Genomic DNA, 25,344 nt, shown 5'->3' on the forward strand with positions numbered 1-25,344 from the left:
CCGCAATCCCGGCGCCCCCTCCTCCGTAAAACTACGGAGAAGCATTCCAAAGCCCGGCCGCAACTGCTATCGTTCGACGATGTCCATCACACGCCACTGGCGCAGGCTGCTCGCCGCCGCGCTCGCCCTGATCCTGATCGTGGTCTCGGGCAGCCTGGCCGAACAGCACGAGCTGCAGTCCAAGACCGAAGCCCTGCGCCAGGCCGCCGCCGCCAACGCCCTGGGCCTGCGCGGCCTGGTCGAAAAGCACAACTTCCTCCCGCATGCCGCCGCCCGCCATCCGGACGTGCAGCAGCTGCTGCGCACCCCGCGCGACGCGGCCCTGCGGGCGCGCGTCAACGATTACTTCGCCGACCTGCAATCCACCACCGGCGCCGCCGCCCTCTACCTGGTCGACCGCGAAGGACTGACGCTGGCCGCCAGCAACTGGAACCTGCCGTCCAGCTTCGTCGGCGAGTCCTACCGCCGGCGCCCCTATTTCGAGGACGCCGTGCAGGGCCGGCGCGGCCTGTTTTACGGCCTCGGCCTCACCACCGGCCAGTCCGGCCTCTTCATCGCCGAACCGGTGCTGGCGCAGGGCGCGGTGACCGGCGTCATGGTGGTCAAGATCAGCCTGGAGCCGTTGCAGGCCGCCTGGATGCGCGGCGCCGATCCGGTGGTGCTCAGGGACAGCCGCGGCATCGTCTTCCTCAGCGCCGTGCCGGACTGGCTGTTCCGCAGCATCCGGCCGCTGTCCGCTCCAGATACGCGCTGGGTGACGGAACACGGCCAGTACGGCGGCCGCGCGCGCTTCGATGCGCTGCCATGGAAGATCGAGCCGCGGCCCGACACGCCCGGCTTCGTCCTGCGCACCAGCGTCCAGGGACGCCGTGTGAAGCTGCTCGCGCTCGACACCCCGCTGCCGGAACTCGGCTGGACCCTTACCGTCACCACCGACATGAAGGAAGTGACGCAGGCGCGCCAGGGTGCGCTCGCGCTCAGCGCCCTGGCCGTCGCCCTGCTGCTGCTCGGCCTCCTGTACTGGCGCCTGCGCGAAAGGCGCTTCGTCGAGCAGCGTTCGGCCAGGCTCGAGCTGGAGCACCGGGTCGAGGAGCGCACCCGCGACCTTGAAGAAGCCCACGCCTTCCGCAAGGCGATGGAGGACTCGCTGCTGGTCGGCATGCGGGCGCGCGACCCGGAGGGCAAGATCATCTACGTGAATCCGGCGCTGTGCGCGATGGTCGGCTACAGCGCCGGGGAACTGCTGGGACGCCGCCCGCCCTACCCCTACTGGCACCCGGACGACCTGGAAAAGCACGCCAGCGACAGCGACGAGGCGCTGCAGGGACGCGCCGCGCCGCACGGCTTCGAATCGCGCATCCGCCACAAGGATGGCCACGACGTGATCACCATGGTCTACACCGCCCCGCTGGTCGACGCCCAGGGCGTGCACCGCGGCTGGATGAGCTCCGTGGTCGACATCACCGCCCAGAAGCAGGCCGAAGCCCGCCAGCGCGACCAGGAACTGCGCCTGCAGCGCAGCGCGCGCCTGGCGAGCGTCGGCGAGATGGCGTCCACGCTGGCGCATGAACTCAACCAGCCGCTGATGGCGCTGTCGAATTTCGCCGCCGCGGCGCGTGCGCTCGCCGCCCAGCACTCATCGAAGGAGATGCTGGCCGGCGCGCTCGACGAGATCGTCGGCCAGTCGAAGCGCGCCAGCGAGATCGTCAAGCGGGTGCGCGCCTTCATCAATCCGCAGCGGGCGCATTACGAGATCCTGACCATGGAGAGCGTCATCGCCCACGCGGAGATCCTGCTCAGGCCCGAGCTGCAGCGCGATGGCGTCAGCCTGCGCCTGATGCTGGAAGACACCGACGCCCAGCTGCGCGGCGACCGGGTGCTGCTCGAGCAGGTGCTGGTCAACCTGGTCCACAATGCCCTGCACGCGATGCAGGAGCAGCCGCAACGCCCCCCGCCCGCGCGCCGTAGCATCGAGCTGGGCTGCCGGCGCGAGGGCCCGCTCCTGCGCATCACCGTCGCCGACCGCGGGCCGGGGATCCCGCCCGAACAGCTCGAACAGGTGTTCGCGCCCTTCTTCACCACCCGCGCCGACGGTCTCGGCCTCGGCCTGAACATCTGCCGCACCATCGTCGAAGCCCACGGCGGTTCCATGACCGTCGACAACCGGCCCGGCGGCGGCGCCGCCTTTTCCTTCACGCTGCCCACCGTATCATGAAAGACATGCCTCTCACGCTCTACGTCGTCGACGACGACGAAGCCCTGCGCCGTTCCCTGCTCCTGCTGCTGTTTTCCCAGGGACTGGCTGTGCAGGCCTTCGAGTCCGGCGAAGCCTTCCTCGACGCCGTCGACATGCGCCAGCCCGGCTGCGTAATCCTCGACCTGCGCATGACGGGGATGAGCGGACTGGCCGTGTTCGAGCGCCTGCTCGCCGAACACAGCCCGCTGGTGACCCTGTTCCTGTCCGCCCACGGCGACATCCCGACCGCGCTGGAAGCGGTCCGGCGCGGCGCCTACGACTGGGTGGAGAAGCCGGACACCCAGCAGCTATTGGAGAAGCTGCCGGCCGCCATCGCCCAGGCCAGGGCCCGCGCCCAGGCGCTGCGCATGTGGGCGGAGCTGACGCCGCGCGAACGCGAGGTGGCGCGCCTGGTGGGACTGGGCCAGCCGAACAAGGAGATCGCCCGCATCCTGGTGCCGCCCTGCGGCCCGCGCTCGGTGGAGACCCACCGAGCCAACATCTTCAGCAAGCTGCAGTGCGCGAACGACAACGAGCTGGGACGCTGGCTGGCGGCGCATCCGTGGCTGGACTAGACGACGCTACCAGCGCCTGACAAAGCCACCAGGGCAAGGCGCATCGTCGAAGACAGTACCTTAGTACGGCGAGACGAATGCAACGCCGCCATGGTGGGTTTGTCAGGCGCTGGCGAATGCGCGGATCAGGCGATTGAAGGACGCCGGATGCGTCACGTTCATCCCATGCGAGGCGCCGGCGATGCTCTGCTTTTCCGCCTGCGGGATCCACTCGACGAGGCTGTCCACGTTATCGCGGTACATGCGCGGGCTGCGTTCTCCGGCGATCAAGAGGGTTCTGCATCGCAGCTCGCCCGCTTCGGCGCGCGTATAGGCGGGCAAGGGGTCGCGGAACTGCTTCGGCAGGGTCGACGCATTGTCGGCCGCCATGGTGCGAAAGTTCGATGAACTCCGGCGCCAGATGCCGGGCATGCTGACCGAATCCACGAACATCTCCAGGCCGGCCTCGATCTCGCCATGGTTGACCAGGTCCGCGACCTTCTCGCGCAGCTGCAGGGTCGCCGGCGGCATCGCCGCCTCGGGCTTGCCCTCGATTTGCAAGGGACCGCCCGGATCGGCAAGCGTCAGCGTCTTCACCAGCTGCGGATATTCGCGTGCCAGGTGGAAGGCGACGCAGCCGCCGCGCGAGTGGCCGACCAGGTGGACTGGACCGAGATTCATGCCGGAGATGAACTCGGCGACCTGATCCACGTGCCGGCGCCAGCCGAATTCGCCTTCGTTGTCGTCAGCGTCGACGTTGGCCGGCCAGTAGTGGCTCAGGCTGACGGACACGCAGAGGAAGTCCTTGGCCAGCACCGCCGTCTGGGCATTCCAGTAGCGGTAGTCGCACAGCGATCCGTGCACGAACAGCAGCGGCTCTCCGGAACCGCTCGCCACATAGGGCATGCGGATGCCGGAGCGGAGGGTGGCGAAGTACACCTCGGGGATGGAAAGGCTGGGCAGGTCGGTTCGTGCGTTCATGGTCTAACTCCTTTCCAGTACTATGCACCACACGGCAGTCCAAGAAAATCGCATAATACTGATCGTAACGATCAATTTTTCTGATAGCGATGAAAACACTCGACCTCGACGTACTCACCATGATGGTGGCGGTGGCCGATACCGGCAACATCAGCCGCGCGGCGGAAGTCGTGCACCGCTCGCAATCGGCGGTGAGCATGCAGATCCGCTCGCTGGAGACGGCGATCGGCAAGCCGCTGTTCGTACGCGGGCCGCGCAGCGTCACGCCGACCCAGGACGGCGAGGTCCTGCTGAGCTTCGCGCGGCGCATGCTGGCCCTGCGCGACGAAGCCTGGGCCGCGGTCGTAAGGCCGGACATCACGGGCCGCGTCGTCATCGGCGTGCCCGACGACTACGCGTCCTCGCTGCTGCCGTCCATCCTCAAGAAGTTCTCCGCCACCTATCCGAAGGTGCAGATCCAGGTGGTGGGCCTGCCCAGCGTGGCGCTGGCGCCGATGGTGAAGAACGGCTCGGTCGACCTGGTCTGCGCCACGCGCGTCAAAGGCCTGTCCGGAAAATTCATCCGCTACGAGCCAATGGTGTGGGCGGCCTCGCCCGGCGCGCGCGAGATCTGGAAGGAGGATCCGCTGCCGATCGCCGTCTTCCTGCCCGGCAGCGTGGCGCGCGAGAACGCGGTCCGCAGCCTGGAGCGGGCGAAGATCCCCTACCGGACTTCCTACGAGAGCCCCAGCCTCATGGGCCTGCTCAGCATGGTCGAGGCGGGACTGGCGGTGGCGCCGCTGGCGCGCTGCGCGGTGCCGGCGCATTTGAGCCTGCTCGGCCAGGCCCAGGGGCTGCCCGAAATCGACCCGCTCGAGCTGATCCTGGCGCGCAGCACGACATCGAAGCGTCCGCCCTGCGACTTCCTGGCCGAGAAGATCATGTCGGAGCTGAGCCGCTGAGGATCCGGGCCCGACTTCGGCTATCCTATCGACCTCGTCAACAAATTGCTCAGCCATGCAAATCTTCGGAATCGGCATCCACATCATCGTCGCCATCTTCTTCGCGATCCACGCGGTACGGAATCATCGCGAGATGTACTGGCTGCTCGTGCTCTTCCTCTTCCCCCTGCTGGGCAGCATCGTGTATTTCTTCGCCGTGTTCCTGCCCTCCTCGCGCTTCGACCAGTCGGCGGCGCGCGCCGGCCGCGCCCTGCAGGCCAGCCTGGATCCGGGCCGCGAGGTGCGCGACGCCCAGCGCGCCTTCGAGCTGACCCCGACCGCGCACAACCAGATGCGCCTGGCGCAGGCCCTGCTGGAAACCGGCCAGGCGGCAAAGGCCTCCGAGCAGTACGACGCCTGCCTGCAGGGCCCCTTTGCACGCGACGCCGAACTGCGCCTGGGCGCCGCCCGCGCCCGCCTGGCCGGCGGCAATGTGCAGGGCAGCATCGCCCTGCTGGAAGCGCTGGTGGCCGAGCAGCCGGGCTTCCGCACCGAACAGGTCGGCATCCTGCTGGGCCAGGCCTATGCCGCCGCCGGCCGCCAGGATGAAGCGGGCGCGCAATTCGCCGCCGCCGCCCACCGCTTCGGCAGCCTGGAAGCGCGCGCCGAACTGGCGATCTGGGCGCTCGCCAATGGCAAGCCCCAGGTGGCGGAGCCGGAACTGGAGGAAATCGAGCGCACCCGCAAGCACATGCCGGGCCACTCGCGCAAGCTGAATGCGGAGCTGTTCAGGCGGGTGGATGCGGCGCGGGCGCAGGCGCGCTGATCACCTGCCACCGATCTGGCCGGTCGAGCGCTGGATATCCTCGCGCATTTTCTGGTTGAGCTGCTGGAACTCGCGCACCAGCCGGTCGCAGGGCGCCTTGTCGGCCTCGCACAGCGCGCTCATCTCGACATAGACCCGGCCGTCGGCCTGCTTGATGGCGCGCCGGACCGCGGCCGGGTACGCGTAGTGGCCGGGCGGCGTGAAGGACCACAGTTCATACTCGGGTTCGGGCAGGGTGATGACGGTCCAGCCGTCCGGCTGCGTCACCTGGACAATGGCGCCGGGCCGTGCCTTGAGCCCGGCCAGCGCTTCGGCCACGGTCCTGTAGCCCGATTTCGCGAAAGCGCCCGGGCTCTCCTTCAGGGGCGCGTCGGTTTGCGCCCAACAGGGCTTGGCCAGGGCCAGCGCGGCCGCCAGCAGGCACAGGTATCGCCTCATCCGGGTTTCTCCTTTCATCGCAGCTCCAGCCAGAACTTGCGCACGCCCTCGTCCTCGTCCACCGGTCCCACCGTGAAGCCGAGCTTCTTCACCAGCCCGATCACCGGCGCATTCTGCGGCAGCGCCTCGCCGACGATCTCGCGGGTGCCGCGCGCGCGGCAGTAGGCGATCAGCTTATCCATCAGCATGCGGCCCAGGCCCTTGCCCTTCAGGTCGGAGCGCACCGTCACCGCGAACTCCGCGCTGACATTGTCCGGGTCCGCCACCACCCTGCCCACGCCCAGGGTTTCGTCATGCCCGTCCGGACCGGGACGGGTGGCGATGAAGGCCATCTCCCGGTCGTAGTCGATCTGCGTGAAGCGCGCCAGCTGGGCGGGCTGCAGCTCGCGCACGCGCACGAACATGCGGTAGCGGACGTCGTCGGGCGTCAGCGCATTGAAGAATTCGACGTGGGCCGGGCCGTCCTCCGGGCGGATCGGGCGCAGCAGGACGGTGCCGCCATCCCATGGCACGACTTCTTCCAGCTCGGCCGGATAGGGGCGGATCGCCAGGCGGTCGAGGGTGGAGCCGGAGCGGTCCGCCATGCCGATCCGCATGCGGGCATCCAGCACCATCGCGCCGCGGCTGTCGGCCAGCAGCGGGTTGATGTCGAGCTCCACGATCTCCGGCACGTCGGCCACCAGGCGCGAGACCTGGACCAGCACCGCCTCGATCGCCTCCATGTTCGCCTTCGGATGGTTGCGGTAGCCCTCGAGCAGGCGCGCGATCCGGGTGCGCGCCACCAGTTCCTGGGCCAGCACGGTGTTCAGCGGCGGCAGCGCCACCGCGTGGTCGGCCGCTGCCTCCACCGCCATGCCGCCCTGGCCGAACAGGATCACCGGACCGAACACCGGGTCGGTGGCGGCGCCCACGATCAGCTCGTGGGCTTCCGGATTACGCGCCATCGCCTGCACGATGAAGCCTTCCAGACGCGCGCCCGGCTGCAGCTCCGACAGGCGCCGGCGCATCCGTTCGGCCGCCGCCAGCACCGCCTCGCCGCTGTCGAGGTCGAGGGTGACGCCGCCGACGTCGCTCTTCTGCGCCACGTCCGGCGACAGGATCTTGACCGCCACCGGATAGCCGATCTCGCCGGCGGCGCGCACCGCGTCCGCGGGCGTGGCGGCGGCGCGGGTCGGCACCACCGGGATGCCGTAGGCCGCGAGGATGGCCTTGGTGTCCGGGTCGGCCAGCATGTAGCGGCCCTTGTCGAGCGACTCGCGCACCAGGCGGCGCGCGCGCTCGCGGTCCGGATCGCCGTCGCCGACCGAGGCCGGCACCTGCATCAAGAGGTTCTGGCTCTCGCGGTAGTGCACGATCTGCAGGAAGCCGTTGACCGCGTCCTCGGGCGTGCGGTAGGCCGGCATGCCGGCGTCGGCGGCGATGGTGCGCGCCTCCAGCACCGACTGCACGCCCAGCCAGCAGCCCAGCACATTGCGCGATGAACTCCTGGCCAGCGGCGCCACCGCGCGCGCCACGTCGGCCGGCTCGACCACGGCGTTCGGCGCATGGATCATCAGCACCGCGTTGGCGCCCGGATCGTGCAGCAGCACCTCGATGACGTCGCGGTAGCGCTCGGGCGGGGCGTCGCCGCGCAGGTTCAGCGGACCGCTGCCGCGCCATTCCGGCACCAGCTCGCGCAGCCTGGCCACCGTGGCTTCCGACAGCACGGCGGCATGGCCGCCGCCGTACTGCAGCGCGTCCAGGGCCAGCACCACCGGGCCGGCGCCGTTGCCGATGATGGCGAGGCGGTCGCCGTACAGGGGCTTGGCGCGCGCCAGGGTCTCGACCGCCGCGAACAGCTGCTCGGTGGTGTACACCCGCAGCATGCCGGCGCGGCGGATGGCGGCGCCGTAGACGTCGTCGGGTGTCGCCAGCACGCCGGACAGGCAGGCGCCGGCGCTCGCCGCCTCCAGCGAGCGCCCGGCCTTCAGCACCACGGTCGGCTTGCTGCGCGCCGCCGCCCGCGCCGCCGACATGAACTTGCGTGCATAGCGCAGGCTCTCGATGTGCAGCAGGATGGCGCTGGTGCCGGGGTCGCTGGCCAGGTAGTCCAGCACGTCGCCGAAGTCGACGTCGGCCGACTCGCCCAGCGAAACGAAGCTGGAAAAGCCGATCCCGCGCGTGCGCGCCCAGTCCAGCACCCCGGTCATCAGGGCGCCGGATTCGGAGACGAAGGCGATCCGTCCGGGCGCCGCGCCGCCGGCGGCGATGCTGGCGTTCAGGCCGATGCCCGGCGCCAGCAGGCCGGCGCTGTTGGCGCCGAGGATGCGCAGCAGGTAGGGATTGGCGGCGTCCAGCATGGCCTGCCGCAGGCTGCGTCCGCGGGCATCGCGTCCGGTCGCGACGCCGGCGCTCATGACGATGGCGGCGCGGGTACCGAGTTCGCCCAGCGCCTTGACGATGCCGGGCACGGTGTGCGGCGGCGTGCAGACGATGGCGAGGTCGGGCGCGGCGGGCAGGCTGGCCACGTCGGGCCAGGCGCGCAGGCCGGCGATGCTGTCGTACTTCGGATTGACCGGGTACAGCGTGCCCTTGAAGCCGCCCTCCCGCAGGTTGCGCAGCATGGTGGCGCCGACGCTGCCGGGACGCTCGGTGGCGCCGACCAGGGCCACCGATTTCGGTGCGAACAGCTGGCGCAGGTTACGGACGCTCATGCCCCTGCCTCCAGCGGGCGCATGCAGCCGTGCAAGCCGATGCTGCCGGATTGGCTACACTGGCCCCAGGCAAATACAAGGCACAGGACCAGGACATGAGCACCGGGCAGGACGAAGAAGAAAAGAAAAGCGGCTCGCTGAAAGTGATCTACGCGGCCATCGCCGCCAACCTCGGCATCGCCGTCAGCAAGTTCATCGTGGCCGGCATCACCGGCAGCGCGGCGATGCTGGCCGAAGGCATCCACTCGGCGGTGGACACAGGCAACGAGCTGCTGCTGCTGATCGGCGAGCGCAACAGCGCCAAGCCACCCGACGCCAAGCATCCCTTCGGCTACGGCAAGGAGCTGTACTTCTGGGCCCTGATCGTGGCCCTGTCCGTGTTCTCGCTGGGCGGCGGGCTCTCGATCTACCACGGCATCGATGCGCTGCGCCATCCGGAACCGCTGCGGGATCCGACCTGGAACTATGTGGTGCTGGGCGTCTCGGCGCTGTTCGAAGGCTATAGCTGGAACGTCTCGCGCAAGGCCCTCAACAAGCGAAGGAAACCCGGCACCTCGCTGTGGCAGACCATGCGCGCGAGTAAAGACGCTTCCGTGTTCACCGTCTTCATCGAGGATTCGGCAGCCCTGATCGGCCTGGCCATCGCGGCCCTCGGCATCGTGCTCGGCCAGGTCTTCGACAAGCCTTACTTCGATCCGGCCGCCTCGGTGCTGATCGGCCTGCTGCTGGTAGGCGCCGCCTTCACGCTGGCGCGCGAGACCGGGGCGCTGCTGGTCGGCGAAAGCATCGGCGCGGACGCCACCCGCAAGGTGCGCGGCGTGTTCGAGCAGGACCCGGCGATCGAGAGCGTGAGCGCCCTGCAGAGCATGCAGCTGGGGCCGGACGAGGTGCTGCTGACGGCCGCGGTGCAGTTCCGGCGCGGCATGCGGATCGACGAAGTGGAGGCGGCGATCGAGCGCCTGGAAAACGCGGTGACGGCGCTGTATCCCTCGATCCGGCATATCTATTTCGAATCGGGCGCGCTGCGTGCGGCGATGGGCTGACAGGGCCGCTGGACTCATTGGGTTGCCTCCGTCGACGATGGCGTTGGCACAATGCTACCACCTTATCCGGAACGCCCATGGCCTCGCAACGTCAGCCGTGCAGCACCGCGGTGCCAGGCACGCGTGCTAGAATGGCCGCGTGAAATCCATCCTTCGACTGCTGCTCGTGTGTTACCTGCTGCTGGCGCTGCCCTTCCAGGCATTCGCTTCGGCAAGCATGCGCCTGCCCGCCGCGCCGGTGCAGCAGCCGCCCTGCCACCAGCAGCTGGCGCAGGGGTCGATGGATGGCCAGCATCACGACCACAAGGCAGTGGCCGGCCATGAAAAAGGCAAGTGCGGCACTTGCGCCGCCTGCTGCGTGGGCGCCGCGATGGCGCCCAGCCTGCTCGCATCGCCGGCGCTGGCCCCACCCAGCACCATGCTGATTCCCTTCCGCGCCTGCCACCTGCCGAGCGTCGATCCGGTCCTCCTCGAACGGCCTCCCACTAGCTTCGTCGCCTGATTTCACGCGCCGTCGCCCTGTGGGCCGACGGCTGTCATCACGCATTTCGACGAGGTTCGCATGAAACACCAATCATCCCTGGCACGCGCTTGCGCCTGCCTGCTGCTGGCCATGGCCGGCGTCCACGCTCACGCCCGGCAGGCCGCGGCCGCCGCTGCCGATCCCCAGGCCGCCGTGCCGGCCACTCAATACCAGTCCGTCCTAGGCCACCAGCCCGAGGCGGCGCCCGAGACCAGCCCGGACCGCAACTGGACCCGCGCCAACGACGCCGTGGCCGCCACCAATTCGATGTCGCTGACCATGAAAGGCATGGGCGGCCACGGCGGCGGGCACGACCACGCGGCCATGCAGGGCATGCAGGGAATGCAGAGCCCCGCCGCGCCGGCAATGTGCAAGCCGGCCGGCGGCAAGGAAGGCGAAGCCATGCAGTGCGGTTCCGGGAACAAGTCCGGCGGCGGCAAGATGTCCTGCTGCGCATCCTGCCCCTGCATGGACAAAATGGACAAGATGGACAAGATGAAGATGCCGAAGGAGACACCATGAGTTTCAAACTGTTGGGCGCCCCGCTGGCGCTGGCCGTCCTGGCCGGCTGCACGACGGTGGCGCCGGACGGCGGCTTCGGCAGCGTGGCCGGCACCGCGCACAGCCACATCGGGGCCGAACCGCGCCTGGCGCGCGACGATGCCGCCGTCCGCGAACTGGCGCAATCGGTGCAGGCCATGCTGGGCAAGCCGCTCGGCATGGACGATGCCGTCAAGGTGGCCGTGCTGGCCAATCCCGGCCTGCAGGCGAGCTACTGGAAGGTCGGCATCGCCCAGGCCGACCTGGCCCAGGCCGGCCGCCTGCCGAATCCGGTGCTCGACTTCAAGCACGTGTCGAACGCCGGCGATATCGCCATCGAGCGCACCTTCACCGTCAGCCTGGTCAGGCTGCTGACCCTGCCGCTGGCCTCCCGCCTTGAGGCGCAGCGCTTCGAGCAGGTCAAGCTGGAAGTGGCGCGCGAGATCGAACGGCATGCGCGCGACACCCGCATCGCCTGGGTCGAGGCGGTGGCGGCGAACCAGGCGCTCGAGTATGCGCGCCAGGTCGATGCGGCGGCCGAGGCCAGCGCAGAACTGGCCGGACGCATGGCCAGGGTGGGCAATATGAGCCAGCTCGACCTGGCGCGCGAACAGCTCTTCCACGCCGAGACCGGCGCCGCCCTGGCACGCGCAGGCAAGACGGCCGTGGCGGCGCGCGAAAAGCTCACCCGCCTGCTCGGCCTGTGGGGCAAGGACGCGCAGTACAGCCTGCCCGCGCACCTGCCCGAACTGCCCGCCGCGCCGGCCAGCCCGGTCGACGTCGAGCGCCTCGCCCTGTCCCAGCGCCTCGACGTGCAGGCCGCGAGGCTGGATGCCGAGGCCACCGCCGCCAATCTCGGGCTGACCAGGACGACCCGCTTCGTCAACGTGCTCGACCTCGGCTTCGTGAACGAAACCACGACCGGCGCACCGAGCGCGCGCGGCTACGAGCTCACGCTGGAACTGCCGTTGTTCGACTGGGGCGGCGCACGGGTGGCGCGGGCCGAGGGCGTCTACATGCAGGCGGTGAACCGCGTCGCCCAGGCCGCCGTCACGGCGCGCAGCGAAGCCCGCGAGAGCTATCTCGACTACCGCAGCGCCTACGACGTCGCCGCGCATTACCGCGATACCGTGATCCCGCTGCGCAAGCGGATCTCGAAGGAAGTCCTGTTGCGCTACAACGGCATGCTGCTGTCGACCCGCGAGCTGCTGGTCGATTCGCGCGAACAGGCGAACGCGGTCTCGGCCTATATCGAGGCATTGAAGGAGTTCTGGACCGCCCATGCGACGCTCGAAGCCTCGCTCGGCATGCGGCTCGAACAACAGGATCACAAGGATCACAAGGATCACGTCAAGGAACACGCAGAATGACATCCCGCAGGAATTTCCTCAGCGGCGCCGGCGCCGCCATGGTCGGCGCATCGCTGGTCAGCAAGGCCGCAGCCGCCGCCATCCCCGAAGCCCCGCAACAGAGTTCGGCCGGCACCGCGCCGCCCCTTAGCCCGCCGAACGGGCGTCCCTACAACCCGGTCGTCACCCTGAACGGCTGGACCCTGCCCTGGCGCATGAAGGACGGCGTCAAGGAGTTCCACCTGGTAGCCGAGCCGGTAGTGCGCGAGATCGCACCCGGCATGAAAGCGAATCTGTGGGGCTACAACGGCCAGAGCCCGGGGCCGACCATCGAAGTGGTCGAGGGCGACCGCGTGCGCATCTTCGTCACCAATAAACTGCCGGAAGCGACCAGCATCCACTGGCACGGCCAGTTCCTGCCGAACGGAATGGACGGCGTGGCGGGCCTGAGCCAGCCTGCCATCGCGCCGGGCAAGACCTATGTGTATGAATTCGTGGCGCGCTATGCCGGCACCTTCATGTACCACCCGCACGCCGACGAGATGGCGCAGATCGGGATGGGCATGATGGGTTCCTGGGTCACGCATCCGAAGGACCCGCGTCAGCACGCGGTGGACCGCGACTTCGTGTTCCTGCTGAACGCCTACGACATCGAGCCGGGCGGCTACACGCCGAACGTGAACACCATGCTCGACTTTAATATCTGGACCATCAACAGCCGCGCCTTCCCCGGCACCGATGCCATGGTGGTTCGACGCGACGACCGCGTGCGCATCCGCATCGGCAACCTGTCGATGACCAACCACCCCTTCCACATCCACGGCCACCGCTTCGAGATCACCGGAACGGACGGCGGCTGGATTCCGCCGGCGGCGCGCTGGCCGGAAGTCACGGTCGACATCGGCGTGGGCCAGATGCGCGCGATCGAGTTCCATGCCGACGCCCCCGGCGACTGGGCCTTCCACTGCCATAAATCCCACCACACCATGAACGCGATGGGCCACCAGGTGCCGAACATGATCGGCGTCGACCACCGCGGCGTGGCCAGGAAGATCAACGACCTGGTGCCCGGCTATATGGTGATGGGCGAGAAAGGCGGCTCGATGGGCGGCATGCGCATGCCGCTGCCGGAGAACACGCTGCCGATGATGGATGGCAAAGGTCCCTTCGGCGAGATCGAAATGGGCGGCATGTTCACCATGATCAAGGTGCGCGAAGGCCTGGCCCGCGGCGACTACCGCGATCCGGGCTGGTACCGGCATCCGGCGGGCACGGTGGCGCGGGAGTGGACGGGGGCGCCGCCGGAGACGGTGCGGGCGCCGGCCACGCCGGCGGCACCGGATGAACCGGTGGCGACCGTCAAGCGCGGCGGAGGCCACAGCGGCCATTAGCCTTCGGATTTTCCGAAGGCTGCCCCTGGTATTGCCAGATTGCGAAGGCGCCGCCCGGCCTCTAAGATCCTTGCATGAATGCGATGATCTTGACCTTTTCCGCGGGAATCGTGGCCGGTGCGATGAATGCGCTGGCCGGCGGCGGCTCCTTCGTCAGCCTGCCGGCACTGATCGCGGCCGGTGTGCCTCCGGTCCAGGCGAACACGTCGAGCACGGTCGCCCTCTTCCCCGGCGGCCTGGCCAGCGCCTGGGCCTACCGCGACGGCGCGGTCTCGGTCGGCCCGGTGCCGCTGCGTTCCCTGCTGCCGGCGACCCTGTGCGGCGGCCTGCTGGGCGCGGTCCTGCTGCTGAAGACCTCGTCCGCGGCCTTCAGCTTCGTGCTGCCCTGGCTGCTGCTGGTGGCCTCGCTGGCGCTGGCCTTCGGGCGGCGCGCCGGCGAAGTCCTGCGGGCGCGCTGGCACATCCACCCGCATGCGGTGCTGGCGGTGCAGTTCGCGCTGGGCGTCTACGGCGGGTATTTTGGCGGGGCGGTCGGGATCATGATGATCGCCGTGTGGGGACTGCTCGACAACAGCGACCTGAAGCGCCTGAACGCCCCGCGCACGCTGCTGGTCAGCGCGGCGAACACGGTGGCGGTGCTGGCCTTCATCGCCGCCGGCGCGGTGCGCTGGCCAGAGACGCTGGCGATGCTGGCCGGCGCCGTCATCGGCGGCTACGGCGGCGCCCACGTCGGACGGCGCGCGCCGGCCAGGGTGATACGTGCGATGACCCTATGCGCCACCGCCTGCATCACGCTGGTATTCTTCCTGAAGACATACGCACCCGCCCTTCTGCACCATTGATACGATGCGAGGACGCCATGCTCGAGGCCTTGATGGCAACTATTGGAACCCTGGCGATCCTGGCCAGCATCGTAGCGAAGTTCATCACGCGCTCGGCCGCCACCTCCGGCCAGGCCGCCGGGGAGGCGCCGGAGCCGGTTAGCCCTTCTTGCGCAGCGCCGCGACCTGGGCGCGCAGCTCCGCGTTTTCGGCTTCCAGGCTGTCGCGCGCCGTCTTGGCGCCGACCAGTTCCATCTCCGCAGCCAGGCGGGCATCCGACAGCGTCGCATTCTGCGCCACGCCTTTCTCCAGCTGGGTCCGCAGGTCCGCCAGCTGGGCATCCTTGCCCTCGATCGCCAGCTGGTCCTTGGCCTTGCCGACCAGGGCCTCCATCGCCACCTGCTTTGCATTGCGCAGCTCGGCGTTGAGGCGCTCGATTTCCTCGTCGCGCTCGGCCACCGAGGCCAGGGCGTCGTCGCGGGCAGCCGTGAGCTCGCCCAGCTGCTGCTGCAGCTCGCCGCGCTCGGTCTCGAGGGCATCGCCGGCTTCGCGCAGGGCTTCCAGTTCTTCCTCGTGACGGGCCAGCGCGGCGCGCGTGCCGGTGCCCGCCTCTTCGGCGAACTGCTGGGCCCAGCGCGCCAGTTCGGCGACCAGGTTCTGCGGCAGCTCGGCTTTCGGCGGCTCGGGCGGGGTTTCGTTGGCCGCGCGCCAGTCGGCCAGATGGCGGGAGATGGCGCTGGCGGAGCCGCCGCCGATGGCGTCGCGCACCGCGTCGATGGTCACCGGCGTGCCGCCGGCCTGGAGCTTACCGGCCGCTGCCGCTACGTCTTCGAAGTTCATAAATACCTATCCATTGTCGAAGGCCGTATGATACGACAGGCTCGTCCTCAAATTAAGCCCGGAAATCGTCCAGCGACTTGCCGCCGGCCAGGGCCTCGGCAATCCACTTCGGCTGGCGGCCGCGGCCGGTCCAGGTCTGCGACTTGTCGGCCGGGTTGCGGAAGCGCGCCTCGCCCTGCTGGCCATTGCCGCCTTTCCTGGCGCCGCCGGCTTTCGCGATCAGGTCCGACACCGGCACGCCGACGTCCTGGGCAATCGCCAGGATCTGCTCGCGCGCCTTGCGCACCTCATCCTTCTGGCGGGACTTGATCTCTTTCTCGATATCGAATTGCAGACCCTTGAGCTCGGCAAGGTTGTAGTTCGACAGGTCGGTCTTGGCCATGTGCGCGCCTTTCGTGTGCTGGTTGGGAAATTTGCATTCTCGCCAATTTTACATAACTGGCAATTTTCTGCCGCACTGGTCGATCGGGCGACATTCGCTCAAGGGCCAGCGCCGGCAAGCATCAGGAGCGCGCGCTCACCGGATAGCCGGCCGCGTCGATCGCCTGCGCAATCCGGTCCAGATCGGCCCTGCTGTCGATCTTCACCTTCTTGGTCGGCAAGTCGATGTCGACCCTGGCGTCCTGGTCGACTTCCTGGACGGCCTTGGTCACGCGGCCCACGCAGTGCTTGCAGCTCATGTCTTCTACAGTCAGTTGATACATCGTCGGTTCTCCTTGGGTTGAAACGGTTGAAACGTTTGAAACACTTGAAACGGGTGCTACGGCTACTTCACGCTGCTCCGGCGTCCAGCGCCGCAGCAGCAAGGCATTGGTGACCACACTGACCGAGCTGAGGGCCATCGCCGCCCCGGCCAATATCGGATTGAGCAGGCCCAGCGCCGCGACCGGGATCCCGACCACGTTGTAGACGAAGGCCCAGCCCAGGTTCTGGCGGATCTTGCGGTAGGTCGCGGACGAGATCGCGATGGCGTCCGCCACCAGCAGCGGGTCGCCGCGCATCAGGGTGATGCCGGCCGTGTGCATGGCGACGTCGGTGCCGCCGGCCATCGCGATGCCGACGTCGGCCGCGGCCAGGGCCGGGGCGTCGTTGATGCCGTCGCCGACCATCGCCACCTTGCCGCCCCGTTTATCGCCACCGCCACCGCCACCATTACCGGCCATCAGCGCGCGCACGGTGGCAGCCTTGTCGGCCGGCAGCACCTCGGCCACGTAGCGGCTCAGGCCCAGCTCGCGCGCCACCAGCGCCGCCGCGCCCTGGTTGTCGCCGGTGAGCATGACGGCATCCACGCCCATCGCCTTCAGGCGGGCGATGGCGGCTGCGCTGGTCGGCTTCAGGCGGTCGCCGAAGGCCAGCAGGCCGCGCACATCCACCTTTCCACCCTCTTCCACGGCCAGCCAGGACACGGTACGGCCATCCGCTTCGTGGCGGCGCGCGGCAGCTTCCCAGAGGCCGATGCCGGCGCCGGTCTCCTGCATCAGGCGGCGGTTGCCGAGATAAACCTTCGCGGCGCCGACCCGCGCCCGCACGCCGCGCCCCGGCAAGGCGCCGGCGTCAAAGGCGGCCGGCAGACGCAGTCCGCGTTCCTCGGCCGCCTGCGCCACCGCCTTCGCCAGCGGGTGCTCGCTGTACTGCTGGACGGCCCAGGCCAGCTCCAGCAGCGCATCGCCGCCTTCGACCGCCACCACCCGCGGCTTGCCTTCGGTGAGGGTGCCGGTCTTGTCGAACACCACGGTGCGCACCGCGTGGGCCGTCTCCAGCGCCTGGGCGTCCTTGATCAGGATGCCGTGGCGCGCCGCCACGCCGGTGCCGACCATGATCCCGGTCGGCGTCGCCAGGCCCAGCGCGCAGGGACAGGCGATCACCTGCACCGCCACCGCGTTCAGCAGGGCCTGCTGCCAGTCGCCCGTGGCCAGGCCCCAGCCGAGCAAGGTGACCAGGGAGATCAGCAGCACCGCCGGCACGAACACGGCGCTGACGCGGTCGACCAGGCGCTGGATCGGCGCCTTGACCGCCTGCGCATCCTCGACCATGCGGATGATGTGGGCCAGCATGGTGTCGGTACCGACCTTGGTCGCCTCGACCAGCAGCAGTCCTTCGCCATTGACGGCGCCGCCCAGCACGGGCTCGCCCGTGGTCCGCGCCACCGGCAGGCTCTCGCCGGTAAGCAGGGATTCGTCCAGGTGGCTGCCGCCTTCGAGCACGCGGCCGTCGGCTGGCACGCGCTCGCCGGGCCGCACCACCATCACGTCGCCGGCGTGCAGCGCTTCCAGCGGGATCTCTAGGTCCTGGCCGCCGCGCCGCACCAGGGCGGTATCGGGGCGCAGCGATTCCAGCGCGCGGATCGCCTCGACGGTCTGGCGTTTGGCCCGGCCTTCCAGCCACTTCCCGAGCAGCACCAGGCTGATCACCACCGCCGAGGATTCGAAATACAGGTGGGGCATGCGCTCGCCGGCCGGAACGGTGACCAGCTGATAGACCGACAGCGCATAGGCCGCCGAGGTGCCGATCGCCACCAGCAGGTCCATATTGCCGGAACCGGCCCGCAGCGCCTTCCAGCCGGCGCGGTAGAAGCGCGCGCCCAGCCAGAACTGGACCGGGGTCGCCAGCAGCAGCTGGATCCAGCCCGGCAGCATCCAGCTGTGGGCGGTGTCGGTGCTGAACAGCTGGCCGAACATCGGCAGCACCAGCGGCAGGCTGAGGACGGCGGCGGCGGCCACCGGCCACCAGGACGGCAGCCCCGCCTTGCCCTCGTCTTCGGGCACATGGCGCTGGCCGCGCTGCACGGGCGCCGCTTCGTAGCCGGCCTGCGCCACGGCGGCGACGATGGCGTCGGCATCCAGGCCCGCACCGTGCACGGTGGCCTGCTCGGTGGCCAGGTTGACGCTGGCGTCGTCGACGCCGGGGACTTTCTTCAAGGCCTTCTCGACGCGCGCCACGCAGGACGCGCAGGTCATGCCGCGTACCGCGAGCTGCAGCTCGGCCGGCGATTCCATCGTTTCCATGATTGCTCCTGTCATTTAACGACAGGATAATCCTTCCCACGATGGGAAGGTCAAGCCCCGTCCGCCATGTCCTCGAAAGGGAATGCCGCGGGCGTATCCGGCAGCGGCGCCATCGGCCGCATGCCGTAGACCATGTCGGCGCGGTCCCGGGCCGGCGGCCTGGTGATCAGGAAGCTGTCCCGGCCCAGGCGCTGCGGGCAGCCGGCCAGTTGCACGGGACGCGGTTCGCTGCGCGCCAGCACCAGCACCACCTCGTAGCCGAGGGTCGGCGCGGCGAACAGGCCGAGCATGGTGCGCAGGGCCATGGCGCCCGGCGCGTGCGGCAGGAAGCGCTCGAACTCGGCGCGCCGCAAGGGGCCGATACGCACCCGTACGCGCAGGTCGGGACGCCAGCAGCGCCGGCCCAGCACCGCGGCCTGGCCCAGCACCGCGCCCGGCCTGCCCGCCGCGCTGCCCACCTCGCCGCCCAGCACGCTCTGCTCGTCCGGGGCCAGCGCATCCCAGTGGCCGATCCCCTCCTGCAGCCGGAGCGGCACCCCGAAGTGGTGGGACAGCACCCTGGCCAGCACCACGCCGGAGGCCGGGCGCTGCCGGAGCACGCCGGCATAGCGCGCCAGGGTGGCGTCCTCCACCTGTTGGTGCGGCTCGCCGGGTGCGAAGCCGGCCAGCGCCAGCAGCAGCGGCAGGAAGCCGTCTCCGGCCTCCGGCCCGGACACGGCATGCTCGATCCGGTATTTGCGCCAGGCGCCGTAGAACAGGGCAAGCATGCGGGTGGTGAAGATGTCGAGGAAGGCGCGCGGCGCTTCCGCCAGCTGGACCTCCGCCTGGCTCGATTCCCAGGCCGCGATGCGCTCGGTGACGTGGCTCGGCAGCGCACCGTGGGCGCCCAGCAGGCCCATGAAAGTCGGGGTCAGGTGGAATTGCGGCGGCAGGCCGGGCGCCAGTCCCGCCGGCGCGATCGCCTCGACCTGGCCGGCCGGGAAGCCGAGCGCCAGGCTGTTGCGGAAGCGCAGGTGGCGTTCCAGCGCCCGCCGCGGCGGCACGCCCTGCTCGCCCAGCCACAGCAGCAGCAGCCGCACCGCCTGGAAGAATTCGAAGCGCTGCGGCTCGGCCAGCAGGCGTTCGATCAGCCCAGCGGCTGGCTGCTGTGGCGGGGTTCGCATGCAAGGATTTCCTGGCCGGTCTGGCGCGACACCACCTGCAGCCGGGTGAAGCAGTTGAGCTGCCCGTTGAGGGCGAAATAATGGTCGAGCACCCTGGCGAACACGAACAGGCTGCTGCCGGTGAAGGCTTCCTCGTCCACTGTCATGCGGATGCCGATGCCCGGCATCAGGGTCGAGACCGGCGCGGTACGGACCCAGGCGCGCACGGCGCCGTGCTCGAGGCCCTGGATGCCGGCGATCAGGCGCTGCGCGGCCGGCGAGCGCGGCAGGTCGTACAGGGCCAGCATCTTGCGGAAGTCGTCCAGGCCGGCCATCGTCAGGCTCGCGTGGTTGAGGGACAGGTGGGAGATCAGGCGCCAGTGCGCGCCCTTGGTGGTGCCGAAGCGGTAGCTGGGACTGGGTTTGCGCAGCATGCGGATCGGCGCCACGCTGGACAGCTCGTCGGTGCGCAGGTCGCCCTGGGAATCGCCGTAGCGCAGCTGGGCCGGCAGGTCGCGGTTGGTGCAGGTCAGCATGGTGGAGAGCGTGGTCCGGCACCCCGGCGCACCTTCCGTTTGGGTGGTGCGGAAGTCGGCGTCGATCAGGGCGATGCGCATCTCGTGGCCGGGGCTGACGGCGGCCACCGCATGGTCGCGCCGCGTGATCCAGTAATGGGTCCGGCTCTCCTGGTCCTCGGCGCCGTTGGCCGCGTACAGGGGCGCGAAATGGGTCACGCTGCCGGGGCCGGCGCCTTCGCGCACCAGGCGCACCGCGTCGACGCTGTGGATCTCGTAGTCGGCCGCATGGAAACCGTCGGCCAGCAGCGGGTAGTCGGCGCTGGTATAGGACAGCTGCAGCGGCACGCCGGCCTTCGGGAACAGGTTGATGACCGGGGTGCAGGCCGGCAGCAGGTTGCCGGGCCCGATCCCGGCCAGCAGGCGCGCGGCGTCCGAATCGGCGGCCAGGCCATTCAGCACCACGTGCAGCGTAAACCCGGTGCAGCGCGGCGGCAGCAGCGTGCGCAGGGCCGTGGTGTCGAGGTCGAGGAAGCTGAACTTCTCGGGATAGCAGAAGTATTCGCTCAGCAGGCGCAGCGCCGGATGCGAGCGCGCCGGGAAGGGAATCATGGCGTCGGCCTCGTCGAAGCCGGCCAGCGCCAGCGGCACTGCCGGCAAGGGCAGCCAGGCAGCCTCGCCGCCGGCCTGGACGAAGGCGCAGCTGGCCTTCAGGAACAGCGCGTCGATCAGGGCCGCGCGCGTGGACGCTTCGCCGTCGACGAACAGGCGCAGACGCGGCGGCAGGATATCCGCCAGCGGGCGCGGTCCCGGGGTGTCGATGACGATGCCGATCGCACTGGCGGCGCCGCGCGGCAGGCGCAACGAGCGCGGGCTCGTCGCCAGCGGCGCAAAGCCCAGCTGCGCCACCCGCAGCGGCGCGAGCAGGACGTCGTAGACGGTGCGGAACTGGCACACGCTGTCGTCGCGGGCGCTGGTGCGCAGCATGGTCGCGCGCGGCAGCAGGAGCGGGGCATCGGGCCGTTCGGCATCGCCGCGGCCGCCCACCTGGACGATGGTATGCGAAGGCATGGGCCGCAGGTAGTGCGGATACAGGCTTTCCAGCAGCGATTCGGTAAACTTGGGATAGTCGTCGTCGAGGCGTTTGCGGATCCGCGCGCTCATCAGGGCCACCGACTGGATCAGCCGGGCGACGCTGGGGTCTTCGTAGGTCTCGCCGGCCAGGTGCAGCTCGCTGGCCGGTTTCGGATAGCGGGCGCGGAATTCGCGCGCGAACTGTCCGAACAGGCCCAACTCTTCTTCGTAATAGCGCAGGAGCTCATCCATTCATGGATAGTCCCACCCACGCCGCAGAAGTATCTTGAGTACAATCAATACCGACCAATCACCCCGAGGGAGACGACAATGACCGACCTGAGCAAGTTCCCAATCACCCGCAAATGGCCCGCCCGACATCCCGAGCGCCTGCAGCTGTATTCGCTGCCGACGCCGAACGGGGTGAAGGCCGCGATCATGCTGGAGGAGATCGGCCTGCCCTATGAGGTGCATCGCGTCGCCTTCGACAAGAACGACCAGCTGTCGCCGGAATTCCTGTCGCTGAACCCGAACAACAAGATTCCCGCCATCCTCGATCCCGACGGTCCGGGCGGCCAGCCGCTGCCGCTTTGGGAATCCGGCGCCATCCTGCTCTACCTGGCCGAAAAGACCGGCAAGCTGCTCCCAAGCGATCCGGCGCTGCGTTACCAGACCATCCAGTGGCTGATGTTCCAGATGGGCGGCATCGGCCCGATGTTCGGCCAGGTCGGCTTCTTCCACAAGTTCGCCGGCAAGGACTACGAGGACAAGCGCCCGCGCGACCGCTACGCGGCCGAATCGAAGCGCCTGCTCGGCGTGCTGGACCGGCACCTGGAGGGCCGCAGCTGGATCATGGGCGACGAGTACACGATCGCCGACATCGCCACCTTCCCGTGGGTGAACAACCTGATCGGTTTCTACGGCGCGCGCGAGCTGGTCGGCTTCGACGAGTTCAGGAACGTCGCGCGGGTGCTGGCCGCCTTCGTGGCGCGGCCGGCGGTGGCGCGCGGCCTGCAGATTCCGCCGGCGCCGGCGGCCTAGGCTTTGACGGCGAGCGTACGCAGGTCGGCCACGACCTCGTCGCCGAAGCTTTTGCCGAGCAGGTAGTCGACCAGCTGCTCGGCGCATTCGTCGGGGTCGAGCAGGGTCCCGGTCTCCTTGAGGTCGACGAAGCGCTGGCGCATCGGGAAGCGGTCTTCGGGGGTGCCGCGGATCTCGGCCTGCATGCCGGTGTCGATCACGCCCGGCGCCAGGCTGCAGATCTGGACGTCCTGCTCGGCGTCCATCAGCACCGCGCGCGCATGGTGGTCGAGGGCCGCCTTGGTGGCGCAGTACACGCTCCAGCCCGGATAGGCATGGCGCCCGGCGCCGCTGGAGATGTGCATGATGCGCTTCTGGCCGCCGTCGCTGGCGCGCACCACCGCCGCCGCCAGCGCCATCGGCGTGGCCACGTTCAGGGTCACCGCGCGCAGCACCGCGCGCGGATCCTGGGCTTCGAGAGGGCCGACCGGACTCACCATTCCCGCATTGTTGAGGAGCAGTACGGCGCCGGTGCCGTCCAGGTAATCGCTCAGGTCCTTGCCGTCGAGCCAGTCGACCAGCGCGGGGCCGTCGGCGAGGTCGAGTTCGACCTCCTCGAACAGCTCGGGCCAGTTTTGCGCCAGTTCGTCGGAGCGGGTGCGGGCCAGGCCCAGCACCGGTACGCCGCGCGCCAGCAGGTTGCGCGCCAGTGCCGCGCCTAGGCCTTTCGTATGGCCGGTAACGATCGCTTTCATCTCAGTCTCCATCTCCGCGTGCGGGGCACCGTTATGGATGTTATCGCAAGCAGGCCCGTAAGATAAAGTCAATCGTGTAGATGGCGCACCCTTGCCTCTGCTCCAGTTCGGTTCGCATGGCAGAATGGCCTCGACAGCACCCGATTCACCAAGCGAGGCCGAATGCAAATTCCAGACATCCCCGTCGACGAAGCACGCCGCCTGACCGCCCTGCACGCCACCCGCCTGCTGGGCAGCGCGCCCGAAGAAGCCTTCGACCGCATCACACGCATGGCGGCGCGCCTGCTGAATGCGCCGACCGCGCTGGTGTCGCTGGTCGACAAGGATGTCCAGTGGTTCAAATCCCGCTGCGGCTTCGAAGCCACCGAGACCGCGCGCGACATCTCCTTCTGCGGCCACACCATCCTCGAACACGAGCCGCTGGTGGTGGGCGACGCGACCAAAGACCCGCGCTTTCGCGACAATCCGCTGGTGACCGGCGAGCCGCATGTGCGCTTCTACGTCGGGGTACCGCTGTACTCGGTCGAGCGCATGCCGATCGGCACCCTGTGCGTGCTCGACACCAAACCGCGCCGACTGAACGCCGGCGATCTCGACCTGCTGCGCGATCTCGCGCGCATGGTCGAGCAGCTGATACACCACCGCCAGCTCGCCAGCGCCGCCCAGGCCCTGTACGCGCACGTGCCGCAGGACGGCGCCGACCCCGAGCTGAGCGCGGCCGCCGGCCAGGTCGAATTCCTGCTCAATCACGACCAGCTGACCGGGCTGTCGAACCGCCAGGCGCTGGCGCGCATCATCGCCCAGGGCCTCGACGACTGGCGCAGCCAGGGCACGCAGACCCTGGTGGCCTCGATCAACCTCGACAAGTTCAAGCGCCTGAACGAAGCCCTCGGCCACCATGCCGGCGACCAGGCGCTGGTGTCGGTTACCTGGAGCCTGCAGGGCGTGCTGCGGCCCGGCGACCTGCTGGCGCGGGTCGGCAACGACGAATTCGTGGTGCTGCTGCCCGGCCTCGGCGACGACAGCGTGGCGCGCGACCGCCTGCGCCAGCTGGCCCAGGCGGTGCACCGCGAGTTCAAGAACCCGGGCGGCGGCGCGATTCCCCTCACCTGCAGCATCGGCTACGCGATCTTCCCCCACGACGGCGACCATGCCGACGCCCTGCTCGGCAACGCCGCCCTCGCCATGCGCCGCGCCAAGCTGCTGGGCGGCGGCCAGATCCAGCACTTCTCGGAAGAGCTCAAGCAGGCCTTCAACCGCAAGCTGACGCTGGAAAGCCAGCTGCGCGCCGCCCTCGACCACAAGGAGCTGTTCCTGCTGTACCAGCCGAAGATCGCGCTGAAGGACGGCTCGGTGGCCGGACTGGAAGTGCTGCTGCGCTGGCGCCACCCGACCCACGGCTTGATCTCGCCGGTCGAATTCATTCCGGTGGCCGAAGAGGCCGGGCTGATCGTCGAGATCGGCGAATGGGTGCTGAAAAGCGCCGCCGACCAGTGCCGGGCCTGGCGCGCAGCCGGCCTGCCCGGGGTGCCGGTGGCGGTCAACCTGTCGGCGCGCCAGTTCCACCGCACCGACATCGTCGGCTGTGTCGACACCGTGGTGCGCGATGCCGAACTGCAGCCGGGCGACCTGGAACTGGAACTCACCGAGAGCACCTCGGTGCAGAACCCGGAACGCAGCGCCGACCTGATGGCGCGTCTGCGCGGACTCGGCGTGAGCCTCAGCATCGACGACTTCGGCACCGGCTATTCGAGCCTCAGCTACCTGAAGCGCCTGCCGGTCGACAAGCTGAAGATCGACCGCTCCTTCGTCCAGGACATGCACGAGAGCGTGGAATCGATGGCGATGGTGAAGGCCATCATCGCCATGGCCCACAGCCTGCACCTGGAAGTGATCGCCGAGGGCGTCGAGCTGCAGGAACAGCTCGATGGCCTGCGCGCCGCCGGCTGCGACCAGATCCAGGGTTTTTATTACAGCAAACCGCTGAGCGCCGAGGACTGCGCCGCCTATCTGCGGGAACATGCCGTGCGGCGCCACTGACGCTGATGGACGAATGTTTGCCTGATGCTGTCAAAAGTTTTACAATTTCAGTACGGCAACTAATCCAAACCACACGCATGCGCTATTCGCAGAACCACAAGGCCGAGACGCGCCGGCGCATCCTCGACGAAGCCGCGCGCCGCTTCCGCCGCGACGGTATCGACGGCACCGGCCTGGTGCCCCTGATGAAGGCGCTGGGCATGACCCATGGCGGCTTCTATGCCCACTTCGCGTCGAAGGAAGCGCTGGTCGAGGCCTCGCTCGAAGCGGCGGTCGAGCAGGCCAGGGAAACGTGGCGGGATCCGCCGTCGCCGGAGGGGTTGCGCGCCTTCCTGGCGAGCTACCTGTCGCCGCGCCACCGCGACGATCCGGGCGCCGGCTGCCCCCTGCCCAGCCTGTGCGCCGAACTCGGCCTGCGCGGCCAGCCCAGCGCCACCACCGACGGCCTGGCCCTGAACATGGCGCAGCGGCTGGAGGACTGCAAGCTCGGCCCCGCCGCCGACGACCAGGGCCTGGTGGCGCTGGCCGCACTGGTCGGCGCGCTGACGCTGTCGCGCGCGGTGGCGGATCCGGCGCTGTCGGAACGCATTCTTGGTGCCGTGCAGGCGGCGCTCAAGCCGCCGCTGTCGTAAGGTCAT

Annotated in this window: 22 protein-coding genes; 13 read left to right on the forward strand and 9 right to left on the reverse strand. The window is 69.2% G+C overall.

The window, feature by feature from the left end; all coding sequences use genetic code 11:
• Positions 1-79 precede the first annotated feature (79 nt).
• Together AC1DOP_RS05520 and AC1DOP_RS05525 are read left to right on the forward strand one after the other, a co-directional pair.
• Positions 80-2,215, forward strand: coding sequence for a sensor histidine kinase (locus AC1DOP_RS05520; RefSeq protein WP_477250263.1), 2,136 nt, complete (start codon positions 80-82; stop codon positions 2,213-2,215).
• Positions 2,212-2,811: a response regulator transcription factor gene (locus AC1DOP_RS05525; RefSeq protein WP_477250266.1), complete on the forward strand. Its 600-nt coding sequence runs from the start codon at positions 2,212-2,214 to the stop codon at positions 2,809-2,811. Before AC1DOP_RS05520 ends, AC1DOP_RS05525 begins: the two co-directional genes overlap by 4 nt.
• Before the next feature lie 102 nt (positions 2,812-2,913).
• On the opposite strand, the gene AC1DOP_RS05530 is transcribed toward AC1DOP_RS05525, so the two are convergent.
• Entirely contained in the window at positions 2,914-3,771 is an 858-nt protein-coding gene (locus tag AC1DOP_RS05530; protein ID WP_477250268.1) for an alpha/beta fold hydrolase, read from the reverse strand.
• 89 nt (positions 3,772-3,860) lie between these two features.
• Between AC1DOP_RS05530 and AC1DOP_RS05535 the strand changes: the two genes are divergently transcribed.
• Together AC1DOP_RS05535 and AC1DOP_RS05540 are read left to right on the forward strand one after the other, a co-directional pair.
• Entirely contained in the window at positions 3,861-4,712 is an 852-nt protein-coding gene (locus AC1DOP_RS05535) for a LysR substrate-binding domain-containing protein (protein WP_477250270.1), read from the forward strand.
• Positions 4,713-4,767: 55 nt separating this feature from the next.
• Positions 4,768-5,517, forward strand: a complete 750-nt coding sequence (locus tag AC1DOP_RS05540) for a PLDc N-terminal domain-containing protein (RefSeq protein ID WP_477250272.1) — start codon at positions 4,768-4,770, stop codon at positions 5,515-5,517.
• Here the strand turns inward: AC1DOP_RS05540 and AC1DOP_RS05545 are convergent, their stop codons facing one another.
• Positions 5,518-5,955 (reverse strand): hypothetical protein, encoded by a 438-nt coding sequence (locus tag AC1DOP_RS05545; RefSeq protein ID WP_441933527.1) that lies wholly within the window; start codon positions 5,953-5,955, stop codon positions 5,518-5,520.
• Positions 5,956-5,969: 14 nt separating this feature from the next.
• A complete protein-coding gene (locus AC1DOP_RS05550; protein ID WP_477250274.1) occupies positions 5,970-8,648 on the reverse strand; it encodes a bifunctional acetate--CoA ligase family protein/GNAT family N-acetyltransferase in 2,679 nt (892 codons plus the stop codon).
• A gap of 95 nt (positions 8,649-8,743) precedes the next feature.
• Between AC1DOP_RS05550 and AC1DOP_RS05555 the strand changes: the two genes are divergently transcribed.
• The 6 genes from AC1DOP_RS05555 (at position 8,744) to AC1DOP_RS05580 (ending at position 14,336) form a co-directional block, all read left to right on the forward strand.
• Positions 8,744-9,691, forward strand: coding sequence for a cation diffusion facilitator family transporter (locus AC1DOP_RS05555; RefSeq protein WP_477250277.1), 948 nt, complete (start codon positions 8,744-8,746; stop codon positions 9,689-9,691).
• Between the two features lie 139 nt (positions 9,692-9,830).
• Entirely contained in the window at positions 9,831-10,193 is a 363-nt protein-coding gene (locus AC1DOP_RS05560; RefSeq protein WP_477250279.1) for a hypothetical protein, read from the forward strand.
• Positions 10,194-10,253: 60 nt separating this feature from the next.
• Complete coding sequence (locus AC1DOP_RS05565) at positions 10,254-10,736, forward strand: hypothetical protein (protein ID WP_477250281.1); 483 nt, start codon at positions 10,254-10,256, stop codon at positions 10,734-10,736.
• Positions 10,733-12,124, forward strand: a complete 1,392-nt coding sequence (locus tag AC1DOP_RS05570) for a TolC family protein (RefSeq protein WP_477250283.1) — start codon at positions 10,733-10,735, stop codon at positions 12,122-12,124. Before AC1DOP_RS05565 ends, AC1DOP_RS05570 begins: the two co-directional genes overlap by 4 nt.
• A complete protein-coding gene (locus AC1DOP_RS05575; RefSeq protein WP_441933538.1) occupies positions 12,121-13,494 on the forward strand; it encodes a multicopper oxidase family protein in 1,374 nt (457 codons plus the stop codon). The genes AC1DOP_RS05570 and AC1DOP_RS05575 overlap by 4 nt, the downstream gene beginning before the upstream one ends.
• Before the next feature lie 74 nt (positions 13,495-13,568).
• Entirely contained in the window at positions 13,569-14,336 is a 768-nt protein-coding gene (locus tag AC1DOP_RS05580) for a sulfite exporter TauE/SafE family protein (protein WP_477250285.1), read from the forward strand.
• Between the two features lie 138 nt (positions 14,337-14,474).
• On the opposite strand, the gene AC1DOP_RS05585 is transcribed toward AC1DOP_RS05580, so the two are convergent.
• From AC1DOP_RS05585 to tssF, 5 genes are all read right to left on the reverse strand, one after another.
• Positions 14,475-15,155, reverse strand: a complete 681-nt coding sequence (locus tag AC1DOP_RS05585; RefSeq protein WP_477250287.1) for a DNA-binding protein — start codon at positions 15,153-15,155, stop codon at positions 14,475-14,477.
• Between the two features lie 52 nt (positions 15,156-15,207).
• Positions 15,208-15,537, reverse strand: a complete 330-nt coding sequence (locus AC1DOP_RS05590) for an H-NS histone family protein (protein WP_441933545.1) — start codon at positions 15,535-15,537, stop codon at positions 15,208-15,210.
• 121 nt (positions 15,538-15,658) lie between these two features.
• The gene (locus AC1DOP_RS05595; RefSeq protein ID WP_477250289.1) at positions 15,659-18,160 is read right to left on the reverse strand and encodes a heavy metal translocating P-type ATPase; all 2,502 of its coding nucleotides are present in this window, start codon (positions 18,158-18,160) and stop codon (positions 15,659-15,661) included.
• A gap of 50 nt (positions 18,161-18,210) precedes the next feature.
• A complete protein-coding gene (gene tssG / locus AC1DOP_RS05600; RefSeq protein WP_477250291.1) occupies positions 18,211-19,323 on the reverse strand; it encodes a type VI secretion system baseplate subunit TssG in 1,113 nt (370 codons plus the stop codon).
• Complete coding sequence (tssF, locus tag AC1DOP_RS05605) at positions 19,287-21,143, reverse strand: type VI secretion system baseplate subunit TssF (RefSeq protein ID WP_477250293.1); 1,857 nt, start codon at positions 21,141-21,143, stop codon at positions 19,287-19,289. The genes tssG and tssF overlap by 37 nt, the downstream gene beginning before the upstream one ends.
• 78 nt (positions 21,144-21,221) lie before the next feature.
• Here tssF and AC1DOP_RS05610 point away from each other — a divergent pair, with 78 nt between their 5' ends.
• On the forward strand, positions 21,222-21,932 hold the full coding sequence (locus tag AC1DOP_RS05610) for a glutathione S-transferase N-terminal domain-containing protein (RefSeq protein WP_441933552.1): 711 nt from the start codon (positions 21,222-21,224) through the stop codon (positions 21,930-21,932).
• Here AC1DOP_RS05610 and AC1DOP_RS05615 read toward each other — a convergent pair.
• On the reverse strand, positions 21,929-22,666 hold the full coding sequence (locus AC1DOP_RS05615) for an SDR family oxidoreductase (RefSeq protein WP_477250295.1): 738 nt from the start codon (positions 22,664-22,666) through the stop codon (positions 21,929-21,931). The genes AC1DOP_RS05610 and AC1DOP_RS05615 overlap by 4 nt on opposite strands.
• A gap of 162 nt (positions 22,667-22,828) precedes the next feature.
• On the opposite strand from AC1DOP_RS05615, the gene AC1DOP_RS05620 reads away from it, so the two are divergent.
• Complete coding sequence (locus tag AC1DOP_RS05620) at positions 22,829-24,706, forward strand: putative bifunctional diguanylate cyclase/phosphodiesterase (protein WP_477250297.1); 1,878 nt, start codon at positions 22,829-22,831, stop codon at positions 24,704-24,706.
• Positions 24,707-24,783: 77 nt separating this feature from the next.
• Positions 24,784-25,338, forward strand: a complete 555-nt coding sequence (locus AC1DOP_RS05625) for a TetR/AcrR family transcriptional regulator (RefSeq protein ID WP_477250299.1) — start codon at positions 24,784-24,786, stop codon at positions 25,336-25,338.
• Positions 25,339-25,344 lie beyond the last annotated feature (6 nt).

It is taken from the genome of Massilia sp. 01N410, assembly GCF_056399665.1.